Here is a 22,104-nt window from a genome sequence, read left to right as displayed (position 1 = left end):
CCCACCGTCGCCCGCCCGGATGGGGGACCGGGGGGAATGGCTTGCGCCCGTTCGCGCCCGCGGATGCGCACCCTGTCCTTCGGTCCAGAGGGACGGGAGGAGCAGACGGCATGGCGACGATGGACGTGATGCGCGGGCCCGGGATGGAGCGGCTGTCACGCGGCGCGAAGGATGCCGCGAACCACCCGTGGGCGAAGAAGCTGGGCCGCATGGGCTACGCGGCCAAGGGCTGTGTCTACGCCATCATCGGCGTGCTCGCGCTGAAGCTGGCGGCGGGCGAGGGCGGACGCGCCACGGACAGCCACGGCGCGGTGGCCACCGTGGCGCACGGGCCCTTCGGCATCGCGCTCCTGTCGCTGCTGGCCGTGGGCCTGGCCGGCTACGTCATCTGGCGCTTCGCGCAGGCGTTCGCGGACACGGAGGACAAGGGCTCGGACGCGAAGGGGCTCGCCTCGCGCGCCATGTACTTCATCAGCGGCGTCATCTACGGCTCGCTGGCGCTGTTCGCCGTGAAGACGGTGGTGGGCGCGTCACAGGGGAGCCGCAAGGGCACCCAGGGCTGGACGGCGACGCTGATGGAGCAGCCCTTCGGCCGCGTCCTGGTGGTGCTGGTGGGGCTGGGCATCATCGGCTTCGCGCTGAAGCAGTTCCACACGGCGTGGAAGGCGAAGTTCCGGGAGAAGCTCTCGCTCACGGGCCTGGCGGCGGCGCATCAGCACCGCGTGGAGCGGGTGTGCCAGTTCGGCATCGCCGCACGGGGCGTCGTGTTCACCGTCATCGGCGGCTTCCTGGTGCTCGCGGGCGTGGACGCGAACCCGGGGGAGGCCAAGGGCCTGGGAGAGGCCCTGGCCGTCGTCGCCCGCCAACCCGCGGGCGACGTGCTCCTGGGGGTGGTGGCGGCGGGCCTGGTGGCCTACGCCGCCTACCTGTTCCTCCAGGCGCGCTACCGCCGGCTCTAGAAGAGGTTCCAGAGGTACTGGTTGGTCACCTCGTGGTGGAACTGGATCTCCGCGTCCTTCACGCGGGTGCCCAACTGCTTGGGGCAGCGGTCCGCGGAGGCCACCTTCAGCTCCGCGTACTTGCCCTGCACCTGCTCACCCAGCGTCTGCGCGATGAACTGGCTGCCCTTGAAGAAGCGCACCGCGTCGTAGATGTTGTCCGGCAGGAAGCGCGTGCGGCTGCGCTTGGTCTCCGCGTCCTCCTGCGGCTGCGGTCCCTCCAGGCCGGTCTTCAGCAGCGTGAAGAGGACCATGTACGGGTTCGCGTCCGGCGCCACCGAGCGGCACTCGATGCGCGCGCTGCGCTCGTTGCCGAACGGGATGCGCACCATGGCGCCGCGGTTGTTCGCGGAGGCCTTGATCTGGTTGGGCGCCTCGTAGTGCGGATCCAGGCGGCGGTACGAGTTCACGCTGGAGTTGAGGACCAGGCAGATGTCGTTCGCGTTGGTCAGGATGCGGTCGATGAACTCCCAGCCCATCGCCGACAGGCCGTCCTGGCCGCCCTTGTCGTGGAACAGGTTCTTGTTGTTCTTCGACAGCGACATGTTGATGTGCATGCCGTTGCCGTTCACGCCCGTGACGGGCTTGGGCAGGAAGCTGGCCGTCAGCCCCTGCTGCGCGGCGACCTGGCGGCAGAGCAGCTTGTAGAGCTGGATCTGGTCGGCGGCGACCAGCGCCTCGCTGTAGGAGAAGTTCATCTCGAACTGGGAGGGCGCCACCTCCGGGTGGTCCTTCTCGTTCTGGAAGCCCATGGCGCGCTGCGCTTCCGCGGCCTTGTCGATGAAGGTGCGCAGCGCGTCGCCCGGCAGCGCGTGGTAGTAGCCGCCGATGGAGATGAACTCGAACTTGCCCTCTTCGTGGTAGTGGCGCTCGGCGTCACGGTTCTTGAAGAGGAAGCCTTCGATCTCCGGCGCCGCGTGGAACACGGTGCCGTCCTTCTGGAACAACTGCTCGGTGGCGCGCTTGAGCTGGCCGCGCATGTCCGAGTGGTACGGCGTGCCGTCGCGCTCCAGCACCTCGCAGAAGGCCAGCACCTTGCCGGGGCCGAAGATGTCGGACGGCAGCCAGTAGAACGCGCTCCAGTCCACGTTCAGGCGCAGGTCGCTCTCCGCCTGCGCGGAGAAGCCGCGGATGGAGGAGCCGTCGAAGGTGAGGTTGTCCGCGCTCTTGAGCAGGAACTTCTTGTCGTAGTCCAGCATGTGCAGCCGACCTTCCAGGTCGGTGAAGCACACGGTGATGGCCTTGATGCGCTTCTCGTCGGTCAGGTACTTGATCCGCTCCTCGCGAATCTTCTCCGGCGACTCGCGGCGGAGGCGCTGTTCCTTCACCCGGAGGTTGAGCTCCTCCAGCTCGTCGTAGGGAATCTCCAGGAAGTCCCGCAGCGGCTTCTGCTCCATGGTCCTGCCTCCAGGCGTGTCCCCGGTTCCGGAATACCGGCGGAGACATCAAAAGCACGGGCGCAGGTATTTACATTCCGTGACGCGAAATCAAGCCTAAATTTGGCGGACTGAAGGCTAAAGAGCGTGTCAGGCCGCGCACGCACGCTCGAACGTCAAGGGACGGGGTGTCCGAGGCCCCGGCCAGTGGACACTGCGCGCCGCGCTGCGTTGGCCGCGTGTCCGCATTCGGACGTGCGGGCTACGGGAGGGGGACGAGCCCCTGCTCGGGCAGGGGTGTGCCGGCGGGCCACAGCACGTACGCGGCCCCCCGGGAGTGCTGCCAGGCGCGCCAGAGCTCGGCGCGGGGGTAGGTGGTGCCGGTGGTTTCGTTGGAGCCGAAAGCAGGGTCGTTGACGACGACGTCGCCGGTGTCGGTGAAGCCCCTCACGACGATGAGGTGGCCGTCGGTGCGGCGGGAGGCGCCGCCGGGGAGCTCGCCGGGTTCGTAGGCGATGCTGATGCTGACGGGGATGCCGGCGGCGATGAGGCGCTCCACGGGGGCGAACGAGTCGAAGCGGGCGACGAGTCCGTGCAGCGCGCCGTTGGACATGCTGGAGGCGTAGGCGGTGTTGAAGGCCCAGTTGCCGGTGCCCTTGTAGACCCAGTCATAGGTGTGGGCGGCGGCGGTGGGCACGGGGTGCTCCAGGTCGGCGCGGCCCAGCTTCCGGCTCCAGTAGCCGAGCAGCATGGTGGTGGACGTGGGGGAGCACCAGACCTCGCCGCCGTCGGGATAGATCATCTGCGAGTAGCCCGGCACGTCGAGCACGGTGCCCCACCCGGTGCGGTCGGACGTGGCGTCCTGGGGCCTGAGGCGAGTGTCGGTGACGGCGGCGGCGAGCGCCCGGACGCGGGGGCTTGAGTCCGCGCGTTCGGAGAAGAGGTGGACGGTGACGCGCAGGGCGTCCGCGCGGCGCTTGAGGTTGAGGGTGTCGGTGAGGACGTTGCCGTCAACGTCGCCCTGGCCGTCCACGCTGTGGCGCGCGACGGTGGCGGTGTCGAAGGCCCAGACGCCCAGCTCGTAGTCCTGGGTCCAGGTGCCTTCGATGCGGGCGGCGACGGTGAGCTTCACCCAGGTGCCGGGAGGCGTCTGGGCGTCGAAGGAGGGCACCACGCTGTCGAAGCCGCCGGGGACGGACTGGACCTCGGAGGTGGCGGTGCCGACGCGGAAGGAGCCGCCGTTGTAGAAGCTGCCGCCGTCGAGCCAGCCGCCCGCGGGGAACGGGTCGGTGCCGTTCTTCGCGGTGGACGGGTCCAGTTCCAGCGCGCCGTCAGCGGTGACGCGAGTACCGTCGCGGGAGAAGCGCGCGAGGTCGCCGGCCACGGACGTCTTCTGCCACAGGCGCGCGGGTGAGCCGGTCTCCGGAGACGACGTGTCCTGCGGGACCGAGGATGGCGAGGAGGCGCAGGCCCAGATGCAGGTGGCGAGCAGGACGGCGGAGAGGACGCGAGCGCGGGCGTTCACGAAGGTGAGTTTCGCAAACGCCCGCGTAGGGGCTCAAGGCGGATTCCGGGAAAGTCCGGCCGGGCGGACAGATGCCGGTCAAGCGCTGGAATGTCAGACGCGGTTGCTAGATCGCCGTGCGCGACCCTGCGGTGCGGCATCACGCGCAGAGGCAGATCCTCAAGGATTCATGAGCAGCGGCGGCTCATGCCCAGAGGTCCTGCTCCAGCGTGTCCAGCAGCGCCAGGGCCGCCTCGGGCGTGGGCATGCCCGCCTCCTTGATGATGCTCGCGTCCAGCGGCACCGCGACCTCCTCGCGCAGGAGCGCCACCGCGCGCTTCTGCGCCTCGCGCAGCGTCCGGCGGTCCTCCTCGGACAGGCGCGGCCGGGCCCACTGATCGATGTCCCAGGACAGCGCCGCGTGCCGCGTCTCGTCCTCCGCGATGCGGACCATGGCCTGCCTCACCTCCAGGTCCCGCGCGTGCATCGCCTGGTGGTGCGCGAGCAGCGCGCCGTACGTCTCCCGCACGCAGCCCTCCACGGCGTTCTCCAACGCCACGTCCATGAGCGAGCGCGGGGGCAGGTCCTCCACCACCGGACGCTGCGGCGTGCCTCCGAAGCGGCGCGCCAGGCGGTCCGTCACCCGGGCGTGCTGGACCTCCTCCATGGCGCTCCTCCGCGCCGCGTCCTGGAGCCCCACGTCCGCGCCGTGCAGCGCCAGCTCATCCCGCAGCCGCAGGAACGCGTGCACGGACGCCGCCTCCAGGTGCGCCGCGTTCGCGAAGTAGCGGCCCAGCGCCTCCGGGCCGTCGCAGGCCTCCGCCACCTGGAGCCCCACCGGCCGCCGGCCGATGTTGCAGTTGGGGTCCCCCTTCTCCAGGACGCGCTTCTCCTGCTCCTGGACCTCGCCGGAGGCCGTCACCTTCAGCACGTGCTGCGTCAGCTCCGTGCCCGGCCCGCAGGCGTACCCCTTCGTCGCGATGACGCTGAAGCTGCCATCCGCGTTCGTCTTCACCGCCCCCTGCTCCCTGTTGCCGCAGAGGAGCGTGTAGCCGGACGCGAAGGTCTTGAGCACCGCCTCCTGCTCCGTGTCGACCGTGCCCAGCAACTGCTGGAGCTCCGCCAGCGTCCCGTATGTCTTCACCTCGTCGCCGCGGGTCGTCACCAGGAAGGCCTCGCTGCAGAAGTCCACGCAGACATTGTGGAAGCCGGCGGTGACGTTCGCGTTCTCCAGCGCCGTCTTGCACGCGGGGACGTCCGTGGCCGTCGCGCAGGGCTCACCGGAGGCGGCCGCGTTGGCATAGGTGGACGGGGCCGGGCCTCCGTAGGTGCTGATGTAGCGGAGCTGCACGAAGTCCGGCGCTGGCGTCAGCGTCAGGCCACTGACGGACAGCCCCTGCTCCGTGCAAGCGACCTCCGCGTAGCCCGTCAGGTCCACGCTGCCCTCCGAACCGTCGCAGCCCGCCAGCACCAGGGGCGTGGCGAGCGAGGCGTGCAGGGCCCGCGAGAAGAGACGGCGCAGTCGATGGATGTTCAAGGGAGGCTCCTGGGAAGGACGTGTGTCCAGGACCCTGAGCAATGGGGATGCCAGGGCTTCTTCCCAGGGAAGCGCCCCCTCCGAGTCGCTCGGAAAGCCATGAGGGACTCGGAAAGTTGAGGGGGACAGGACCTAGGCGCCGCGCTTCCGGGCGGGCCTCCGGGCCGGGCCGCGAGGCGCGCGGGGCCGTTCGATGAGCGCGGCCAGCCCGTCCAGGACGCGCTCCAGCCCGAACGCATAGGCGTGGTCCGGGTCGTACGCGGCGCCATGGGCCTTGCCCGCCGCGGAGCCCACCCGCGACGCGATGGGGTAGCGCTCCGGGTCGGACATGCGCGCGAGCAGGGACGCATTCGCCTCCCACCAGGCCCCATCGTCCATCTGGGACTCGAGCCGCGCGGCGCGCTGGTCCGAGGCCGCCCGGGCGGAGGACTCCACGAAGCCCAGCACGAACGTCAACGCCGCGTCCTGTGCCACGTCGTCCAGGCCCACGCCTTCGAGCGCCTGGAGCTCGTACTCGTACTTGGCCATCTGGCCCGGCCCCAGGGGCGGACGCGTGGTGGACACGTCCGCGAGCCAGGGGTGCCGGGTGAACAGCGCCCGGTTGTCATGGGCCACGGCCTCCAGCCGCGAGCGCCAGTCCCGGCCCTTCGGCTTGCGCCGGGTCATGCCCGCGTAGAGGGTGTCGAGCATCACGTCGATGAGCTCCGCCCGCCCGGGCACATACGTGTAGAGCGCCATGGGCGCGATGCCGAGCTTCCCCGCGAGCGCCCGCATCGTCACCGCGTCCAGCCCCTGCGCGTCCGCCAGCGCCACCGCCGCTTCCACGACGGCGGTGACGGTGAGCGCCTGCTTCGGACCCCGCTTGCCCTGCGAGGGGAGGGAGTCCCGCCACAGCAGCTCCAGCGTCCGGGTGGGGTCTCCCATGCTGCTGCGATGCGATGCCATGCGCCGGATTCTTCCAACGCCGCCGCCTTGACGCGCAACTACGTACGTCGTACGTAGATTGGGTCCCTGGAATCCGTGAGGAGGGCCGTTCATGCGAGTCACCGCTTCCGCCGTGTCCCTGAATGTCGATGACGTGGAGGCCTCCGCCTCCTTCCTGAAGCGCCACTTCGGCTTCACGGAGGCGATGGCGGCGGACGGCTTCGTGTCCCTGTCCCGGCCCGACGTGGGCTTCAACGTCATCTACCTGCGCACGGGCCTGAAGACGCTCAAGCCGGAGTCGCTGAAGACGCGCCGGGCGGACGGGCTCATCGTCGCGTTCGTCGTGGACGACATCGACGCGGAGTACGCGCGCATCCAGGCGGAGGGCGTGAGCATCCTGACCCCCATCGAGACGGAGGCGTGGGGCGAGCGCTACTTCCAGGTCGCCGACGCGAACGGCGTCATCGTCCAGCTCGTCCAGTGGATGCACGCGACGGGGCAGCCTGAAGGCGTTGCATGATGCGCGCATGAGCACGGACCTGATCGCGCCCCGGTTCCGCTGGGCGATGGAGGTGCTGCCCCTCGCCCCGCGCCTGCGGGTGCTGGAGGTGGGGTGCGGCCACGGCATCGCGCTGGGGCTCGTGGCCGCGCGGCTGCGGGAGGGGTGCGTCCTGGGCGTCGACCGCTCGGAGAAGATGATTTCCCGGGCGCTGCGGCGCAACGCGGACGCCGTCCTCGCGGGCCGCGTCGTGGCGCGCACCGGGACGCTCGCGGAGGTGGACCTGGGGCGCGAGCCGTTCGATGTCGCCTTCGCCATCAACGTCAGCCTGTTCGCGGAGGACGACGCGCGCGCGGAGCTTTCCCGGCTGCGCGAGCGGCTGCGGCCTGGAGGCGCGCTGTTCCTCTTCCACGAAGCGCCCGTCGCCGCCCATGCGAAGCGCTTCGCCGCGCGGGCCGCGCGCAATCTGGAGGCGCATGGTTTCAACGTGCGGACCGTCCCTGCCGCGCCGTCGCGCGCGTGCGTCGTGGGGCAGGCGTCCGGGTAGAGGCATGCCTCCCACCGGGTGGGGAGTCCCACCGCTCCGGATGCGACGCGCGAGGCAGGCGGAGCGTTTGCCGGATGTCAGACCGAGTGGATAGCGTGCAGCTCATGCCGGACATCCGCCTGCCTGCCGAAGCGAAGTACAAGAACGAGCTGGACGCCCTCGCCGCGCATGACGACAAACCCCGCCCACCGGGTTGGGCGCTGTCTCCCCGCGCCGTGGAGACGTACATCCTGGGCAGCCCCAAGCCCGTGGGGGGCGTGGCCATCACGCCCAAGTACGTGGGCGACAAGGGGCTCATCCAGGTGTGCATCGCCACGCTCGCGTCGGACCGCGCGCTGATGCTCGTGGGCGAGCCGGGCACCGCGAAGAGCTGGCTGTCGGAGCACCTCTCCGCGGCCATCAGCGGCACGTCCGCGCTCGTGGTCCAGGGCACGGCGGGGACCAGCGAGGACCACATCAAGTACTCGTGGAACTACGCGCTGCTGCTCGCGCAGGGGCCCACGCCGGAGGCGCTGGTGCCGTCGCCCATCCTGCGCGCCATGCGCACGGGCAAGTTCGCCCGCTTCGAGGAGGTCACGCGCACGTCGCCGGAGATCCAGGACTCGCTCATCTCCATCCTGTCGGAGAAGCAGGTGTCCGTGCCGGAGCTGGGCGAGGTGACGAGCGCCCAGCGCGGCTTCAACCTCATCGCCACCGCCAACACGCGCGACCGGGGCGTCAACGAGATGAGCGCCGCGCTCAAGCGCCGCTTCAACTTCGTCACCGTGCCGGTGGTGGAGGACCTGGAGCAGGAGATTCAAATCGTGACGAAGCGCGAGGCGGAGCTGCGCTCGGACTACCAGGTGGGCGTGCCGCCGCCGGAGGAGCTGTCGCGCGTGCTGCTGACGCTCTTCCATGAGCTGCGCAAGGGCGTGACGAAGGACGGCAAGACGAAGGTGCGCACGCCGGGGGCGGTGCTGTCCACGGCGGAGGCCATCAGCGTGCTGTTCAACAGCTCCATCCTGGCGCAGCAGTTCGGCTCCGGGACGGTGACGTCGCAGGAGCTGGCGGCGTCGCTGGTGGGGGCGGTGGTGAAGGAGCAGGAGGACGACGTGAAGGCGCTGCGCGAGTACATGGAGACGGTGGCCAAGGGCCGCACGGGCCCGTGGAAGGAGCTGTACTCCGCGAGCAAGAAGCTCTTGAGGGGCTGATGGACCTGGCACTGCTCTCCCGGGTGCGGCACTTCCCGGTCCGTCACCACTCGCCGCGCACCACCGCGGTGCTCCTGAAGTGGCTGGAGCGCGTGAAGCCCGCCGTCGTCCTGGTGGAGGGGCCCTGCGACGCGACGGCGCTGGTGGACGTGCTGTGCGACGCGCAGACCCGGCCGCCCGTGGCCATCCTGGGCTACCGCACGGACGGCACCCCGTCCTCGTCGCTGTGGCCCTTCGCGGCGTACTCGCCGGAGTACCAGGCGCTGAAGTGGGCCCGGGCGAACGGCGCGCGGGCGGAGTTCATCGACATCCCGGTGGGCGTCAGCCTCGCGGTGGACCGCCACGCGCCCGGCCTGGGCGTGGAGTCGGAGGCCCCGGAGGGCAGCGAGCCCGTTCCCGATGAGGCGGTGCCGCTCACGGAGGCGTTCGCGCGCTCGCAGGGGTTCCGCTCCTTCGAGGAGTTCTGGGAGGCGTCCTTCGAGGCGCCGGACTGGAGCCCGGAGCAGTTCCGGCCGGTGCTCACCGCCTGGGCGGACGTGGTCAACGCGGGGCCCCGGCCGGGCTACCACCGCCAGCGCGACGCCTTCATGGCGCGCAAGGTGCTGGAGGTGGTGGCGGGCGGCGTGGCGCCGGAGCAGGTGGCGGTGGTGGCGGGCGCGGCGCACACCGCGGCGTTCCTCGCGGGGGACGTGGATCCGAAGGAGGAGGCGAAGCTGCCCCAGGCCGGGCCGTGCGCGGTGACGGTGATTCCGTACAGCTTCCCGCGCCTGGCGGAACAACTGGGATACGGCGCGGGCAACCGGGCGCCGCACTTCTACCAGAAGGCCCACGAGGCGAACTGCGACTTCCGGCGGGCCACGCTGGAGGTGCTGCTGGACTTCGCCGCCCACCTGCGGATGCGCGGCTTCTCCGCGTCGCTGTCGGACGTGCTGGAGGCGTACCGGCTGGCGGTGACGCTGTCGGACCTGCGCGAGAAGAGCGCCCCGGGCCTGGACGAGCTGCGCGAGGCGACCGTGGCCACGCTGTGCCGCGGCGACGCGACGCACGTGGACAGCTTCCTGTGGAAGAGCGTCATCGGCCACGAGGTGGGGCAGGTGGCGAGCCGCATCGGGCAGAACTCGCTCCAGGCGGAGTTCTGGCGCGAGGTGGGCGAGCGGCGGCTGCCGCGCACGGACAGCCCGGAGACGTTCAGCCTGCGGCTCAACAACCCGGTGGAGGTGGGCTCCTCCGTGTTCCTGCACCGGCTGCGCGTGGCGGGCATCCCGTACGCGTCGCTGTCCGGGACGGGGTCGTCGCGCAAGCAGGGCGCGGAAGGCGAGGCCGGCGGCTACGCGGCGCTCACCCGCGTGCGCGAGTCCTGGCAGGCGCAGTGGACGCCGTCCACGGACGTGGCGCTGGTGGAGAAGATTGTGTTGGGCGACTCGCTGGAGGGCGTGACGACGCGCGTGCTCCAGGAGCGGCTGACGCAGGCGAAGACGACGGCGGAGGCGGCGGACGTGCTCCTGGAGTCCGTCATCACCGGCTGCTCCCAGACGGTGGCCCAGGCGCTCAAGGCCTGTGACGCGCACGCGGCCACGGACGCGGACCTGCCGTCGCTGGCGAACGCGGCGCGGGCGCTGTCGGGGCTCATGGCCTACGGCACCTCGCGCGCGCATTCGGACGTGGGGGACGAGGCGGTGGCGGCCCTGGGGGAGAAGACCTTCGGCCGGGCGCTGCTGCGCGTGCGCGAGGCCAGCGCCTGCGCTCCGGAGGGCGTGCCCCCGGTGCTGGACGCGCTGCGCACGCTGCACGAGGTGGCGCTGTCCCAGCCGCGCGCGGACAAGGAGGGCTGGCTGACGGAGGCGCGCGGGTTGATGGAGAGCCACGCGGTGCACCCGGCCACGTCCGGGCTGGCCACGGGCCTGCTGTACCTGGCGCGCGAGCTGCCGGAGGCGGAGGTGGCGCTGGAGGTGGGCCGGCGGCTGTCGGCGGCGGTGGAGCCCGCGGACGCGGCGGCGTACCTGGAGGGCTTCCTCCAGGTGAACGCCCTGGTGCTGGTGAAGAGCCGCGACGTGGTGAAGGCGCTGGATGACTTCCTCACCAGCGTGGAGCCGGAGCGCTTCCGGCAGACGCTGCCGGTGCTGCGCCGGGCGCTGGGCGCGCTGGGGGCCACGGAGCGCCGCTACCTGATGGAGAACGTGATGGGCGTGCGCCAGTTGAAGGACAAGGGCCGCGCGGTGAAGGCGGTGCTGGAGGAGAAGGACAAGGCGACGCTGAAGGACCTGAGCGCGGACCTGGGCAAGGCGCTCGACGACCTGGATGACCTGCTATGAGCGTGGACCCCAAGGACCTGGACCCGAAGGACCGCGACGCGCTGTTGCGCTGGCGGCTGGCGCTGGGCCCGGAGGCGGAGAAGACAGGGGCCTGTCCCTCCCTGGGCGAGCTGGGCGCCAGCGCGGACACGGTGGACCTGAAGGGTGACGACCTGGAGGGCCTGGATGACGCGCTCTCCTTCGTCTACGGCGAGCGCTCCGCGGGGCGCGGCGGCTCCAGGCCGTACCTGCCGAAGTGGCTGGGCGCGCTGCGCGACTTCTTCCAGGACGACGTCATCGCGCTGGTGCAGAAGGACGCCATCGAGAAGAAGGGGCTCACCCAGCTCCTCTTCGAGCCGGAGACGCTGCCCTTCCTGGACAAGAACCTGGAGCTGGTGACGACGCTGGTGAGCGCGCGGGGGCTCATCCCGGAGCAGGCCAAGGACACCGCGCGCGCCATCATCCGGGAGGTGGTGGAGGACCTGCGCAAGAAGCTGGAGTCCCCGCTGCGCACGGCGGTGCTGGGGGCGCTGCGGCGCGACAGGACGAGCCCCATCCCCATCGCGCGCAACATCGACTGGCGCCGCACCATCCGCTCCAACCTGAAGGGCTGGGACGCGGAGCGCAAGCGGCTCATCCCGGAGCGCTTCTACTTCTGGCCCAACCAGCGCCGGCACCACGAGTGGGACGTGACGCTGGTGGTGGACCAGTCCGGCTCCATGGCGGAGAGCGTGGTGTACAGCTCCGTGATGGCGGCCATCTTCGCGTCGCTGGACGTGCTGCGCACGAGCCTGGTGCTGTTCGACACGGAGATCGTCGACATGACGCCCGTGCTGGCGGACCCGGTGGAGGTGCTCTTCTCCGCGCAGTTGGGCGGCGGCACGGACATCAACCGGGCGGTGGCGTACGCGCAGGAGCACTACGTGCGCCGGCCGGAGAAGACGCTCTTCATCCTCATCACCGACCTGTACGAGGGCGGCAACGCCGAGGAGCTGGTGGCCCGCCTGCGGCAGTTGGTGGACTCCCGCTCCAAGGTGTTGTGCCTGCTGGCGCTGTCTGACAGCGGGCGGCCTTCGTATGACCACGCGATGGCGGAGCAGCTCACGGCGCTGGGGATTCCGTGCTTCGGGTGCACGCCGCGCAAGCTGGTGGACGTGGTGGAGCGGGTGATGCGCAACCAGGACCTGGCGCCGCTGCTCGCGTCCGACGACAAGAAGGGGGAGCGTCATGGCTGAGGTGCGGCCCGTCATCGGGATGGGCGGAATGACGGAGATCATCAGCGACAAGGCGGAGCTGGCCAAAGGCGCGGCCCTGTTCGACGGCAAGCAGCTCACGAACCTTTCGCGCTATGAGAACCGGCTCTTCGCGGACGCCGCGGGCTCCGGGGCGACGCCGTACAAGGTCTCGCTGGTGTTCGGCGAGGCGCGCTCGGACGTGAAGGGGCGGTGCTCGTGCATGGCGGCGCGCTCGCGCCCCTTCTGCAAGCACGCGGCGGCGCTGCTGGTGGCGTGGGCCCGGGCCCCGCAGGCCTTCGTGACGGCGGAGGCGGCCCCGGCGGCGCCCGCGGGCTCCGGCGGCGCGAGGAAGAGCGTGAAGAAGGGCAAGGCCGAAGCGGGCGACCTGATGAAGGCGGGCGTGGCGCAGGTGTCCACGCTGGTGCGCGAGCTGGGGCTGTCCGGTGTGGCGTCGCTGGGCGCGGAGCGGCCGGAGCAGGTGCGCGCGCTGGGCGAGGCGCTCCGGGCCAACGGCCTGCGGCGGCTGTCCGCGCGGGCGGTGGAGCTGGCGGGCCTGCTGGACGCGGCGGCGGCGCGCACGGGCACCTTCGAGGCGCCGGCGTACGCGGACCTGGTGGCGGACATGCTGCTCACCGCGCGCAAGGTGGAGAAGCACCTGGGCGGCGAGGCGCTGGAGCCCCGCCACGTCGAGGAGCTCATCGGCAAGACGTGGACGAAGAAGGACCGCGCGCCCGTCGAGGGGCTCGAGCTGGTGGAGTACGCGTTCTCCTCCAAGGTGACGCCGGACCGGTTCATGGTCCGCGAGAGCCGCTTCGTGGACCTGGTGTCGGGCACGCACTACAGCGAGAAGCAGATCCTCCCCGCGAACCTCAAGACGGTGGCCCCGAAGAACAGCCACGCGGGCGCCGTGCTCCGGGGGGCGCACGGCGGGCAGTACCCGGGCTTCGCCCCGCACCGGCTGGACCTGGAGTCGTGGAAGGACGCGCCGACGGTGGACGCGGCGGCGCTGGAGCGGCTGGTGGGCGCGGCGCTGCCGGACGTGGGCGCGGTGATGACGGCCTTCCAGGAGCACCGCAAGGACGTGTTCGCGCCGGACCTGCTGCCGGTGTCCGTGCGGGTGGAGACGCTGCTCGCCAGCGGGGCCCGCTCGCAGTTCGTGGACGGCGCGGGGCGCGGCCTCTTCCTGCCCGCGGACCCGTCGCTGGAGGAGCCGCTGGCCAGCGCGCTGGAGGACGCGAAGCTCCTGGCGGTGCTGGGGGACGTGGGGCTGGAGGCTGCGCTGCCGACCCTGTTCCCCTCGGCCGTCGTGGTGCGGACGCCGGAGGGGTTGGACCTGCGTCCGCTGACGCGCGCCTCGGACGCGCCCGTGTCGCCCCGGCGGCGCGGCCGGGTGCGGGCCCCCGCGACGCCGAGCGCGCTGCCCCGCAGCGGGTGGGCGGACGCGGCGCGGGCGGCGGGTGCGTCACGGGCGGCCATCGCGCTCGCGGAGGTGCGCGACGAGCTGGCGGATGCCTTCGCCAGCGGCCTGTCGGCGCTGGGGCCTCGGACGGTGGAGCCGCTGGTGTCCCGGCTGAGGGAGCTGGGGCTGGAGAAGCCGGGCGCGCTGCTGGAGGCGTTGGCGCGGCGCGCGGACCCGGCGGAGCGGCTGGACGACTTCATCAAGGTGTACCAGGTGCTGGGCATCGCGCTGGTGCGGCTGGCGGGCGCGGTGCAGGTGGACATGGCCGGATTGGAGTCCGTGCCCACGCACCCGAGCATCCACGTGCGCCGCCCGGAGGAGGTGCTGAGCCCGGGGACGGCGATGGTGCGCCGGGCGCTCGGGGAGCTGACACGCTACGAGGCGGCGGCGCACGCGGCGCGCTACTACGCGGGCCTGGGGCCGGACGCGCTGATGCGGGAGCTGTACCCGGCGTGGAGCGATGGCTCGGCGAGCGCCTTCGTGGCGCGCACGGTGGCGGCGCGGGGCGAGGAGGCGCTGGGGGTCGTGCGGGGCGCGCTGAACGAGCGCCACAGCCGCATGGTGCGCCGCACCGCCATCCGCGTGCTGGGCGCGATGGGCGGGGTGCAGGCGCGGCGCGAACTGGACGCGTTGACGCGCGCGGGGCACGACATGGGCCTGCGCCTGTTCGCGCGGGAGACGCTGGAGGACGTGCAGGCCCGGGAGTCAGGGGAGAAGGCCGTGGCGGAGCTGGCGCGGCGCCGCAAGGGCAAGGCGGTGCCGCTGATGCAGGCGGCGCTGTCGGAGACGACGAAGGACGCGCGTGCCGCGGCGGTGGCCCTGCTGGCGGACCTGGGCACCGTGGCGATGCCCGTGCTGCGCCAGGTGCTGAACTCGGACCCGGCGCGCGAGGTGCGGCGCGAGGCGGCGGAGGCGCTGGCCCGGATGGGGGACGCGGACGTGCTCGGGCGGTTCGTCGACATGGTGCAGGGCCGCGGCCATGACGACGTGGAGGCGAAGCACGCCGTGTACGCGCTGGGCATGCTGGGTGACGTGCGCGGCGCGGAGGCCCTGCTGCTGGCGTTCGCGGACGGGTGGAAGCCCGGCGTCGTCGCGGAGGCCATGCGCACGCTGGGGCTGGCCCTGCTGCGGCCCGCGCTGGACCTGGCGGAAGCGCGTCCGGAGTTGTTGGAGCGGCAGGCGCTGCGCGGCCTCTTCGAGGCCTTCGACCCGCCCATCCTGGCGAAGGAGCTGCTCGCCCGCGTGCTCAAGGCCAGCGTGCACGTGGACCTGCTCAAGCGCGCGGAGGTGTACCTCAAGGTCGCGGCCGTGAACCCCGCGGTGGGCAAGGCCGTGGCCGCGCGCCTCATGGAGCTCCCGGCCGTGGCGGGAGACAGGGCCCTGGCCAAGGCGGCGAAGAAGCTCCTGTGACGCGTCCGCCCGCCCGCTTCGCGGTGGGGCCGACGCGGGTGGGGGAGGCAGGCGCGGAGCCGTTGCGCGGCGTCCGGAATCCGGACAGCCTTCGCGCCGCATGACGGAACCCGCTCCTCCTCCCGCGCCCCCACCGCGCCGCGACGACACGATGGGCGAGTTCGAGCTGACGTTCCTCGAGCGGCTGTCGCTCCAGATGCAGGGCATCGTCATCGCGGTCGTGCTGCGCGTCACCGACCTGCTGCTGCTGCTGCCGCGCCCCCGGCTCCTGAAGCCGTACCTGGGACTTTGGTGGCAGCGCCTCCTTCGGACGCCCTACAGCGCGCGGCGCACCTTCGAGATGGCGCGGGCGCTCCAGACCACGGGCCAGTCGTTCCGCGAGCTGATGTACGGCGAGACGCCGCTGGTGACGGCGCTGTGGTTCCTCAAGCGGGCGGGCGTGGGGCGGAGGAGCCGGGTGGTGGACCTGGGCGCGGGGCGCGGACGCGTGCTGCTCGCCGCGCGCTGGTGGGGCGCCGGGGCGCATGGCGTGGAGCTGATTCCGGACCACGTGGCGCGCGTGGCGCCGTGGCTCCAGCCCGCGGGCATCACGCTCACCGTGGGGGACATGGCCCGCGAGCCGTTGACGGACGCGACCCACATCTTCTGCAACTGGGTGGCGTTCAGCCCGGAGACCAAGGCCCGGCTCGTCACCCACCTGCGCACCTGCGCGCCCGGCACGCGCATCATCACCGTCACCCGTCCCATCCAGGCGGAAGGTTTCACGGGGAATGTCAGTCACTGGATGCTCTTCACGTGGGGCCTGGAGAAAGTCTGGCTTCAAGAATACCGCCCGGACGCAATCACATAGCCTTGACGTGTTGATGTCAGACGCCACGCCTAGTCTGCCTGCCTTCACTCGCAGTTGGATGGGAAAGGCAGGCCGACATGCACCTCGGGTTGAGAGGCCGTAATGCTTTCGCGGCGGCGGTGGTCGCGGTCCTCGTGGGTGGGGGCACGGCGCGGGCCGCGCCGGAGGCGGGTGGGGCGGCGGACCCCACGGGCAACGCGGGGTCGCGGACGTTCGCGGCGCAGTCGGACATCGCCGCGGTGCTCGCGTACTGGACGCCGGAGCGCATGGCGGCGGCGATTCCCGCGGACGCGCCGGCGACGTCGGGGACGGCGCCCATCAGCCTGAGGCCGACGCCGGAGGACAAGGCGTGGGGACAGGTGGACGGCGCGGAGCCCCGGGGCGGCGTGCCCATGGGGGCGGCGGACATCCACTCCATGAGCGGCCGGGTCTTCTACACGAGCGACCAGGGCGTGAATTACTCCTGCTCCGGCAGCACGGTGAACAGCAATGGCAAGCGGGTGGTCTTCACCGCGGGCCACTGCGTGCACGGCGGCGGCGCGGGGCGCGGCTGGCACTACAACTGGGTCTTCGTGCCGGCGTACCACGCGGGCTCGCCGTATGGCGTGTGGTCGTCGTACCAGTTGTGGGCGAAGAACGGATGGATCAACAACGCGGACCGCGCCTATGACGTGGCGGCGGCGGTGATGAACCCGCTCAACGGCGTGCGCATCGTGGACGCGGTGGGCGGCCAGGGCATCAAGTGGGGCATCGGGTACGGGCAGTCCATCTACCAGTTCGGCTACCCGGCGGATCCGCCCTACAACGGCTCGCAGTTGTACTACTGCGCGGGCGCCACCTGGAACGAGAGCGGCTTCCCCACCATCAGTTGCTCCATGACGGGCGGGGCCAGCGGCGGTCCGTGGCTGGAGAGCTATGGGCAGACGTTCTGGGCGTACCTGTACTCGGTCAATAGCTGGCAGTTCTGGAACCCGGATCCGACCCACGTCTACAAGTGGCAGGGCCCGTACTTCAGCTACGACACGGCGGGCAGCCTGTACGACCTCGTGAAGGACATGTAGCGCGGGTGTCCCCGGGAGGGAGCGGCGGGTGTCCGCTCCCTCCTGGCGGGGGTGCTCAGCGCGTCAGGTGCTTCAGCGTGAGGTAGACGAACTCCGCGCCGGGCTGGAGCGACGCCACCGGGACGCGCTCGTTGGGGGCGTGCGCGGTGCGCGCGTCGTCCGGCGTCAACGCGAAGAGGTCGATGCCATAGGCGTGGATGCCCGCGCGGCGCAGCGTGGCGGACTCGGTGGTGCCGGTGGACATGCGGGGAATCACCGGCGCCTTCGGCCACACCTTCGCCGTGGCGGCCTTCACCGCGCGGAACATGGCGTTGTCCCCCACGGGGGACATGGGCGAGTCCGGCGGCGACACGTCCATCTCCACCTGGATGTCCTCGTCATTCACGGCGGCGACGATGCGCTCGCGCACGGCCTTCGGGTCCGCGTCCGGCAGCAGGCGGCAGTTCACGGTGGCCTCGGCGGTGGCGGGGATGACGTTGGACTTCGTGCCCGCCTTGAACACCGTGGGCACGCAGGTGGTGCGCAGCACGGCGCCCAGCGCGGGGTCCAGCCGGGCCACGGTCGTCACCGCGTCCTCGGGCGGCGCGTCCGGAGACGCGGCGATGCGGCGCAGCGCTTCGCCCAGCTCGCCGGGGGTCGCCTGCGCGCGGCCCTGCACGTGCAGTCGGGCGGCGGGCGTCAGGTGCGCGGGGAAGGTGAGGGCGCCCACACGCGCCACCGCCGCGGCCACCCGCACCAGGGGCCCCGCGTCCACGGGCGGCGCGGAGGAGTGGCCTCCGGGGCCGGTGGCCTTGAGCGTCACGTTGCGGGACACGCGCTCCGCGGCCTGGAGCGCCACGAAGCGCACCTCCTTGCGGTCCGGCGACAGCTCCGTGAGGCCGCCCTCGTTGAGCGCGAACTCCGCCTCCTTCAGCTCCGGGCGGTGCTCCATCATCCAGTCCAGCCCCTGGCCGGAGCCGACCTCCTCGTCCGCGCCCAGGTACAGCAGGATGTCGCGCGAGCGCGCGCCGCCCTCCTGCTTCAGCCGGCGCAGCGCGAGGATGCTCGCCGCCGCCATGCCCTTGTTGTCCTGCACTCCGCGTCCATGGAGCAGGCCGTCCTTCTCCGTGAGCGTCCACGGGTCGGTGACCCACTCGGCCTTCACCGCGGGCACCGTGTCCAGGTGCGCGAGCACGAGCACCGGCCGGCCCTTGCCGTTGCCCTTCAAGCGCACCAGCAGGTTGCCGCGGCCGGGTGAGGGCTCGATGAGCTCCGAGTCGATGCCGGCCTCGCGCAGCCACTTCGCCGCCACCTGGGCCGCGGCCGTCTCGTTGCCGGGCGGATTGGAGGTGTCCGCGGCGACGAGCTCCGCGAGCAGCGTCCGCAGCTCATCCTGGGGCGCGGGACGGGATGACGCGGCGTGGCTTGGACCCAGCGCGAACAGGACGAGGACGAGGGGCAGGAGACGCATGGGGGAGAGGCTCGCCCCTTCCGGCCCGGGAAGGCAACGGAAGCGGTGTTTGCGAGGAGTGCCGTGTTAAGGGAAGAGCCCTGGAGGGATTCCGCCATGGCCTCGCCGTTGAGCTTTCGCACCGTGGAGCTGCCGCTGCGTCACGCCTGGACCATCGCCCGGGGTACGAGCACGGTGAAGCGCAACGTGTTCGTGGAGGTGCGCTCGGAGGGACACGTGGGGTACGGCGAGGCCGCGCCCAACGTGCGCTACGGCGAGTCGTGGGAGACGGTGGAGGCGGCGCTCCACAAGCTGGCCCCCGTGCTGGAGGGCCGCGACCTGCGCCACTTCCGCGACGTGTCCGAGGCCGTGGACGCGGCGCTGCCGGACAACCCCGCGGCGAAGGCGGCGGTGGACCTGGCGCTGCATGACTGGGCGGGCAAGGTGCTGGGCGTGCCGCTGTACCGGATGCTGGGCGTGGACCCCGCGCGGCAGCCGGTGACGTCCATGTCCATTGGCATCGACGCGCCGGAGACGCTGGCCGTGAAGGTGCGCGAGGCGGCGGACTTCCCGGTGCTGAAGGTGAAGCTGGGCGCGGACCGCGTGCGGGAGGTGTTCGGCACGGTGCGCGCGCTGACGGGGCAGACCATCCGCGTGGACGCGAACGAGGCGTGGAAGCCGGACGAGGCGCTGGCGCACATCCAGTGGCTGTCCACGCAGGGCGTTGAGCTGGTGGAGCAGCCGCTGCCCGCGGCGGACGTGGAGGGCGCGAGGTGGCTGCGCGCGCGCTCGCCGCTGCCGCTGGTGGCGGACGAGTCGCTGACGAAGGCGTCGGACGTGCCGAAGCTGGCGGAGGGCTTCCACGGCATCAACGTGAAGCTCCAGAAGAGCGGCGGCATCCGCGAGGCGTTGCGCATCATCGAGACGGCGCGCGCGTGCGGCCTGAAGGTGATGCTGGGTTGCATGGTGGAGACGGGGCTGGGCATCGCGGCGGGCGCGCACCTGGCGCCGCTGGTGGACTGGGTGGACCTGGACGGCAACCTGCTGCTCGCGCAGGACCCGTACCGCGCGCATCCGGTGGTGCAGGGCCGCATCCAGTTGGGAGCGGGCGCGGGCCTGGGCGTGGAGCCCCGGTGACGCCACCGCTCATCCAGGACCCCATGGCGGTGCTCGCCGTGCTGCTGGCGGTGCTGGCGGGGCTGTATGCGTTGCAGCGCTACCCGGCGGTGGCGCGGTTCTTCAACGTGGTGCCGCTGCTGGTGTTCGCGTACTTCGTGCCGACGCTGCTGTCGAACACGGGCGTCATCCCCACGCAGTCGGAGCTGTACCGCTTCACGCGCGTGTACCTGCTGCCCGCGAGCCTGGTGTTGCTGGTGCTGTCGGTGGACCTGCCGGCCATCGCGAGGCTGGGGCGCAGCGCGGTGGGCGTGTTCCTGGCGGGCTCGGTGGGCATCATGGTGGGCGGGCCGCTCGCGTATCTGGCGCTGGGGTGGCTGGTGCCGGCGGAGCTGGGGGACCAGGCGTGGAAGGGGTTGGCGGCGCTCAGCGGGTCGTGGATTGGCGGCAGCGCGAACTTCGTGGCCATTGGCCAGAGCGTGGGCGTGCTGGACAGCACGTTGAGCATGATGGTGGTGGTGGACGTGGGCGTGTCCAACGTGTGGACGGCGGTGCTGCTGTCCTTCGCCGGAAGGGAGAAGGCGATGGACGCGAGCATCGGCGCGGACCGCACGGCGCTGGACCGGGTGCGTGAGGAGTCCGCGCGCATCCAGGCGGCGTCCGCCCGGCCCGCGAGTCTGTCCGACCTGCTGTCGATGCTGGCGGTGGCGTTCGGCGTGACGGTGGGGTGCACGGCGCTGGCGAAGCTGCTGCCGGACCTGGGCAACGTGGTGACGGGCTTCACCTGGGTGGTGCTGCTGGTGACGACGGTGGGCGTGGTGCTGTCGTTCACGCCGGTGCGCAGGTTGGAGGGCGCGGGGGCGAGCCGGCTGGGCTCGCTGTTCCTGTACCTGCTGGTGGCGACGATTGGCGCGCAGGCGGAGTTCCGGCGGCTGTGGGACGCGCCCGCGCTGGTGGCGGTGGGGGCGCTGTGGATGTGCATCCACGCGGCGGTGACGATGGGCGCACGCCGCTGGCTGAAGGCGCCGGTGTTCTTCGCGGCGGTGGGCTCCCAGGCGAACGTGGGCGGCACGGCCTCCGCGTCCGTGGTGGCGGCGGCCTTCCATCCCGCGCTCGCGCCGGTGGGCGTGCTGCTCGCGGTGCTGGGGTACGTGCTGGGGACGTACGGCGGGCTGGTGACGGCGCTGATGCTGGAGCAGGTGCACCGGATGATTCACTGAAGGGAGTCGCGGATGCGGACGGGGCTGCTCTGGGCAGGGCTGTTGGCGATGAGCGGTTGCGCGACGAAGCCGGAGGTGGGCGCGCCTCGTGAGTCCCTGAAGGCGGTGGTGGAGTCGCTGGCGGGCGAGGCCACGCGCCTGTCGCCTGGGACGGACCTGTCGCTCGCGGTGATGGACCTGCGCACGGGGGAGACGGCGAGCGTCTCCGGCCTGGAGCCGCACATCTCCGCCAGCTCCGCGAAGGTGTTCTGGGTGGCGGCGGCGTTGGGACAGCGGGACATGGCGGCGGTGGCGCCGCTCGCGGAGCAGGTGTTCCGCACGTCGGACAACGAGGCGTCCGGCGAGGTGATCGACCTGGTGGGCGGCCCGGATGCCATCAATGTCTATCTTCGCGGCCTGGGCCTGGAGCACACGGCGCTGACGAAGTGGAACTACGGCCGGGAGCGCTGGGCAACGAACTCTCCGCGCGTGATGGGGCGGGATAACTACTTCTGCGCGAACGACATGGTGTCGTTCCTGGCGCGGTTGGACCGGCGGCAGTTGTTGGAGCCGGAGCCCACGGCGCGGCTGCTGAAGTGGATGGAATTGACGCCTCGGGAGGGCTGCGGTGGGTGGCTGGGAACGCGCCTGCCGGTGAGCGCTCGCGCGTCGCTCCAGCACAAGGGCGGGTGGCTGCCGCCGGGCTGCTGTGGGGATGACGCGCGCTACAACGTTCTCAACGAAGTGGGGCTGGTGACGCTGCCGGACGGAGGACGGTACGCGGTGGCCATCCTGGCCTCGCGAGGACCGGACTGGCCGAAGCAGGCGTTCTTCGTGGAGCGCGCGTCGTGTGTCCTGTATCGGCACCTGGCGAAGGACGCGGCGCTCGACTGTGGTGACGCGCTGGCGGAGGCTGGGGGCCCCGCGCCGGTGGTGTTGGAGCCCGGAGCGCCCGCGCCGAACTACGACTGCGAATGAGTCGGAAGCCCGGCCGACCTTTCAGTGCGAGTGAACTCATGAAGCAACGACCACGGTGTACCGAAGACGAATTGAAGGTCCTGGAGTCGCTGACCACGTACATGCGGACCTCGGTGTGGACGGGGCCTGGCTATCCCGTCGAGGCGTACCTGTATCGATGGCAGCAGACCGCGGAGACCGTCGCGGACTACCCGGACGGCATTGATGACTTCATCTATTGGCTGACGAGCCGGGACGCGCTGGAGTTCATCCTGGAGAAGGGCCCCCAGCCTGCCGTGGATGTACTGAGGCGGCTGGTCGAGGAGGCCGACGAAACGTTCCGTGCCGCGACACGAGACGATGGCGGGCAGGCCCTATCGAGGTTCTGGAAGCCCGCTGGCACGACGTGGTGGTACTCCCGCCGGCCTTTCACCGGGCCCCTCAGTACCTACCTGGATACGGGGAAGTACGGCGCATGACGCCGCGCCCGGCATGGGGCGCGGAAGCAGGACGGATGCCTTT

The 22,104-nt window shown here is 71.5% G+C and carries 18 protein-coding genes; 13 read left to right on the top strand and 5 right to left on the bottom strand.

Annotated elements, in window-relative coordinates; all coding sequences use genetic code 11:
* Nucleotides 1–110 precede the first annotated feature (110 nt).
* Nucleotides 111–959: a DUF1206 domain-containing protein gene (locus tag K8556_RS32690; protein ID WP_223744032.1), complete on the top strand. Its 849-nt coding sequence runs from the start codon at nt 111–113 to the stop codon at nt 957–959.
* Here the strand turns inward: K8556_RS32690 and K8556_RS32685 are convergent.
* The 4 genes from K8556_RS32685 to K8556_RS32670 all read right to left on the bottom strand — a co-directional run bounded on the left by K8556_RS32685 (nt 956) and on the right by K8556_RS32670 (nt 6,360).
* Nucleotides 956–2,395, bottom strand: coding sequence for a glutamine synthetase family protein (locus tag K8556_RS32685; RefSeq protein WP_223744031.1), 1,440 nt, complete (start codon nt 2,393–2,395; stop codon nt 956–958). The genes K8556_RS32690 and K8556_RS32685 overlap by 4 nt on opposite strands.
* Nucleotides 2,396–2,636: 241 nt before the next feature.
* Nucleotides 2,637–3,899 (bottom strand): C39 family peptidase, encoded by a 1,263-nt coding sequence (locus tag K8556_RS32680; RefSeq protein ID WP_223744030.1) that lies wholly within the window; start codon nt 3,897–3,899, stop codon nt 2,637–2,639.
* Nucleotides 3,900–4,083: 184 nt separating this feature from the next.
* The gene (locus K8556_RS32675; protein WP_223744029.1) at nt 4,084–5,415 is read right to left on the bottom strand and encodes a ferritin-like domain-containing protein; all 1,332 of its coding nucleotides are present in this window, start codon (nt 5,413–5,415) and stop codon (nt 4,084–4,086) included.
* Between the two features lie 132 nt (nt 5,416–5,547).
* A complete protein-coding gene (locus K8556_RS32670; protein WP_223744028.1) occupies nt 5,548–6,360 on the bottom strand; it encodes a TetR/AcrR family transcriptional regulator C-terminal domain-containing protein in 813 nt (270 codons plus the stop codon).
* Between the two features lie 91 nt (nt 6,361–6,451).
* Between K8556_RS32670 and K8556_RS32665 the strand changes: the two genes are divergently transcribed.
* From K8556_RS32665 to K8556_RS32630, 8 genes are all read left to right on the top strand, one after another.
* Nucleotides 6,452–6,859 carry a VOC family protein gene (locus K8556_RS32665; RefSeq protein ID WP_223744027.1) on the top strand — a complete coding sequence of 136 codons (408 nt, stop codon included), beginning with the start codon at nt 6,452–6,454 and terminating at the stop codon, nt 6,857–6,859.
* Between the two features lie 7 nt (nt 6,860–6,866).
* Entirely contained in the window at nt 6,867–7,385 is a 519-nt protein-coding gene (locus K8556_RS32660; RefSeq protein WP_223744026.1) for a cyclopropane-fatty-acyl-phospholipid synthase family protein, read from the top strand.
* A gap of 104 nt (nt 7,386–7,489) precedes the next feature.
* Nucleotides 7,490–8,575 carry an AAA family ATPase gene (locus K8556_RS32655; protein ID WP_206800695.1) on the top strand — a complete coding sequence of 362 codons (1,086 nt, stop codon included), beginning with the start codon at nt 7,490–7,492 and terminating at the stop codon, nt 8,573–8,575.
* On the top strand, nt 8,575–10,887 hold the full coding sequence (locus K8556_RS32650) for a DUF5682 family protein (RefSeq protein ID WP_223744025.1): 2,313 nt from the start codon (nt 8,575–8,577) through the stop codon (nt 10,885–10,887). The genes K8556_RS32655 and K8556_RS32650 overlap by 1 nt, the downstream gene beginning before the upstream one ends.
* The gene (locus K8556_RS32645; protein WP_223744024.1) at nt 10,884–12,101 is read left to right on the top strand and encodes a VWA domain-containing protein; all 1,218 of its coding nucleotides are present in this window, start codon (nt 10,884–10,886) and stop codon (nt 12,099–12,101) included. Before K8556_RS32650 ends, K8556_RS32645 begins: the two co-directional genes overlap by 4 nt.
* Nucleotides 12,094–14,970, top strand: a complete 2,877-nt coding sequence (locus K8556_RS32640; RefSeq protein WP_223744023.1) for a HEAT repeat domain-containing protein — start codon at nt 12,094–12,096, stop codon at nt 14,968–14,970. The genes K8556_RS32645 and K8556_RS32640 overlap by 8 nt, the downstream gene beginning before the upstream one ends.
* Before the next feature lie 100 nt (nt 14,971–15,070).
* On the top strand, nt 15,071–15,820 hold the full coding sequence (locus K8556_RS32635) for a class I SAM-dependent methyltransferase (RefSeq protein WP_370640002.1): 750 nt from the start codon (nt 15,071–15,073) through the stop codon (nt 15,818–15,820).
* A gap of 119 nt (nt 15,821–15,939) precedes the next feature.
* Nucleotides 15,940–16,881, top strand: coding sequence for a serine protease (locus K8556_RS32630; protein WP_223744022.1), 942 nt, complete (start codon nt 15,940–15,942; stop codon nt 16,879–16,881).
* A 55-nt stretch (nt 16,882–16,936) separates the two neighbouring features.
* On the opposite strand, the gene K8556_RS32625 is transcribed toward K8556_RS32630, so the two are convergent.
* Nucleotides 16,937–18,331: a M20/M25/M40 family metallo-hydrolase gene (locus tag K8556_RS32625; RefSeq protein WP_223744021.1), complete on the bottom strand. Its 1,395-nt coding sequence runs from the start codon at nt 18,329–18,331 to the stop codon at nt 16,937–16,939.
* 96 nt (nt 18,332–18,427) lie between these two features.
* Here K8556_RS32625 and K8556_RS32620 point away from each other — a divergent pair, with 96 nt between their 5' ends.
* From K8556_RS32620 to K8556_RS32605, 4 genes are read left to right on the top strand one after another with little or no spacing between them, the layout of a single operon-like run.
* Entirely contained in the window at nt 18,428–19,447 is a 1,020-nt protein-coding gene (locus K8556_RS32620; RefSeq protein ID WP_223744020.1) for a dipeptide epimerase, read from the top strand.
* Nucleotides 19,444–20,646 carry a DUF819 family protein gene (locus tag K8556_RS32615; protein WP_223744019.1) on the top strand — a complete coding sequence of 401 codons (1,203 nt, stop codon included), beginning with the start codon at nt 19,444–19,446 and terminating at the stop codon, nt 20,644–20,646. Before K8556_RS32620 ends, K8556_RS32615 begins: the two co-directional genes overlap by 4 nt.
* Nucleotides 20,647–20,658: 12 nt before the next feature.
* On the top strand, nt 20,659–21,603 hold the full coding sequence (locus K8556_RS32610) for a serine hydrolase (protein WP_223744018.1): 945 nt from the start codon (nt 20,659–20,661) through the stop codon (nt 21,601–21,603).
* Nucleotides 21,604–21,641: 38 nt separating this feature from the next.
* Entirely contained in the window at nt 21,642–22,061 is a 420-nt protein-coding gene (locus K8556_RS32605; protein WP_223744017.1) for a hypothetical protein, read from the top strand.
* Nucleotides 22,062–22,104 lie beyond the last annotated feature (43 nt).

Origin of the sequence: Corallococcus sp. AS-1-12, assembly GCF_020036995.1 — a bacterium.
In the GTDB taxonomy this organism is placed as follows: Bacteria; Myxococcota; Myxococcia; order Myxococcales; family Myxococcaceae; genus Corallococcus.
The sequence above is the reverse complement of the archived record's forward strand: the minus strand, read 5'-3'. Positions and strand labels throughout refer to the sequence as shown.

Coding starts and splice junctions, on each gene's coding strand:
- K8556_RS32690 (WP_223744032.1), top strand. CDS start 111: ATGGCGACGATGGACGTGATGCGCGGGCCCGGGATGGAGCGGCTGTCA.
- K8556_RS32685 (WP_223744031.1), bottom strand. CDS start 2,395: ATGGAGCAGAAGCCGCTGCGGGACTTCCTGGAGATTCCCTACGACGAG.
- K8556_RS32670 (WP_223744028.1), bottom strand. CDS start 6,360: ATGGCATCGCATCGCAGCAGCATGGGAGACCCCACCCGGACGCTGGAG.
- K8556_RS32665 (WP_223744027.1), top strand. CDS start 6,452: ATGCGAGTCACCGCTTCCGCCGTGTCCCTGAATGTCGATGACGTGGAG.
- K8556_RS32660 (WP_223744026.1), top strand. CDS start 6,867: ATGAGCACGGACCTGATCGCGCCCCGGTTCCGCTGGGCGATGGAGGTG.
- K8556_RS32655 (WP_206800695.1), top strand. CDS start 7,490: ATGCCGGACATCCGCCTGCCTGCCGAAGCGAAGTACAAGAACGAGCTG.
- K8556_RS32650 (WP_223744025.1), top strand. CDS start 8,575: ATGGACCTGGCACTGCTCTCCCGGGTGCGGCACTTCCCGGTCCGTCAC.
- K8556_RS32645 (WP_223744024.1), top strand. CDS start 10,884: ATGAGCGTGGACCCCAAGGACCTGGACCCGAAGGACCGCGACGCGCTG.
- K8556_RS32640 (WP_223744023.1), top strand. CDS start 12,094: ATGGCTGAGGTGCGGCCCGTCATCGGGATGGGCGGAATGACGGAGATC.
- K8556_RS32635 (WP_370640002.1), top strand. CDS start 15,071: ATGACGGAACCCGCTCCTCCTCCCGCGCCCCCACCGCGCCGCGACGAC.
- K8556_RS32625 (WP_223744021.1), bottom strand. CDS start 18,331: ATGCGTCTCCTGCCCCTCGTCCTCGTCCTGTTCGCGCTGGGTCCAAGC.
- K8556_RS32620 (WP_223744020.1), top strand. CDS start 18,428: ATGGCCTCGCCGTTGAGCTTTCGCACCGTGGAGCTGCCGCTGCGTCAC.
- K8556_RS32610 (WP_223744018.1), top strand. CDS start 20,659: ATGCGGACGGGGCTGCTCTGGGCAGGGCTGTTGGCGATGAGCGGTTGC.
- K8556_RS32605 (WP_223744017.1), top strand. CDS start 21,642: ATGAAGCAACGACCACGGTGTACCGAAGACGAATTGAAGGTCCTGGAG.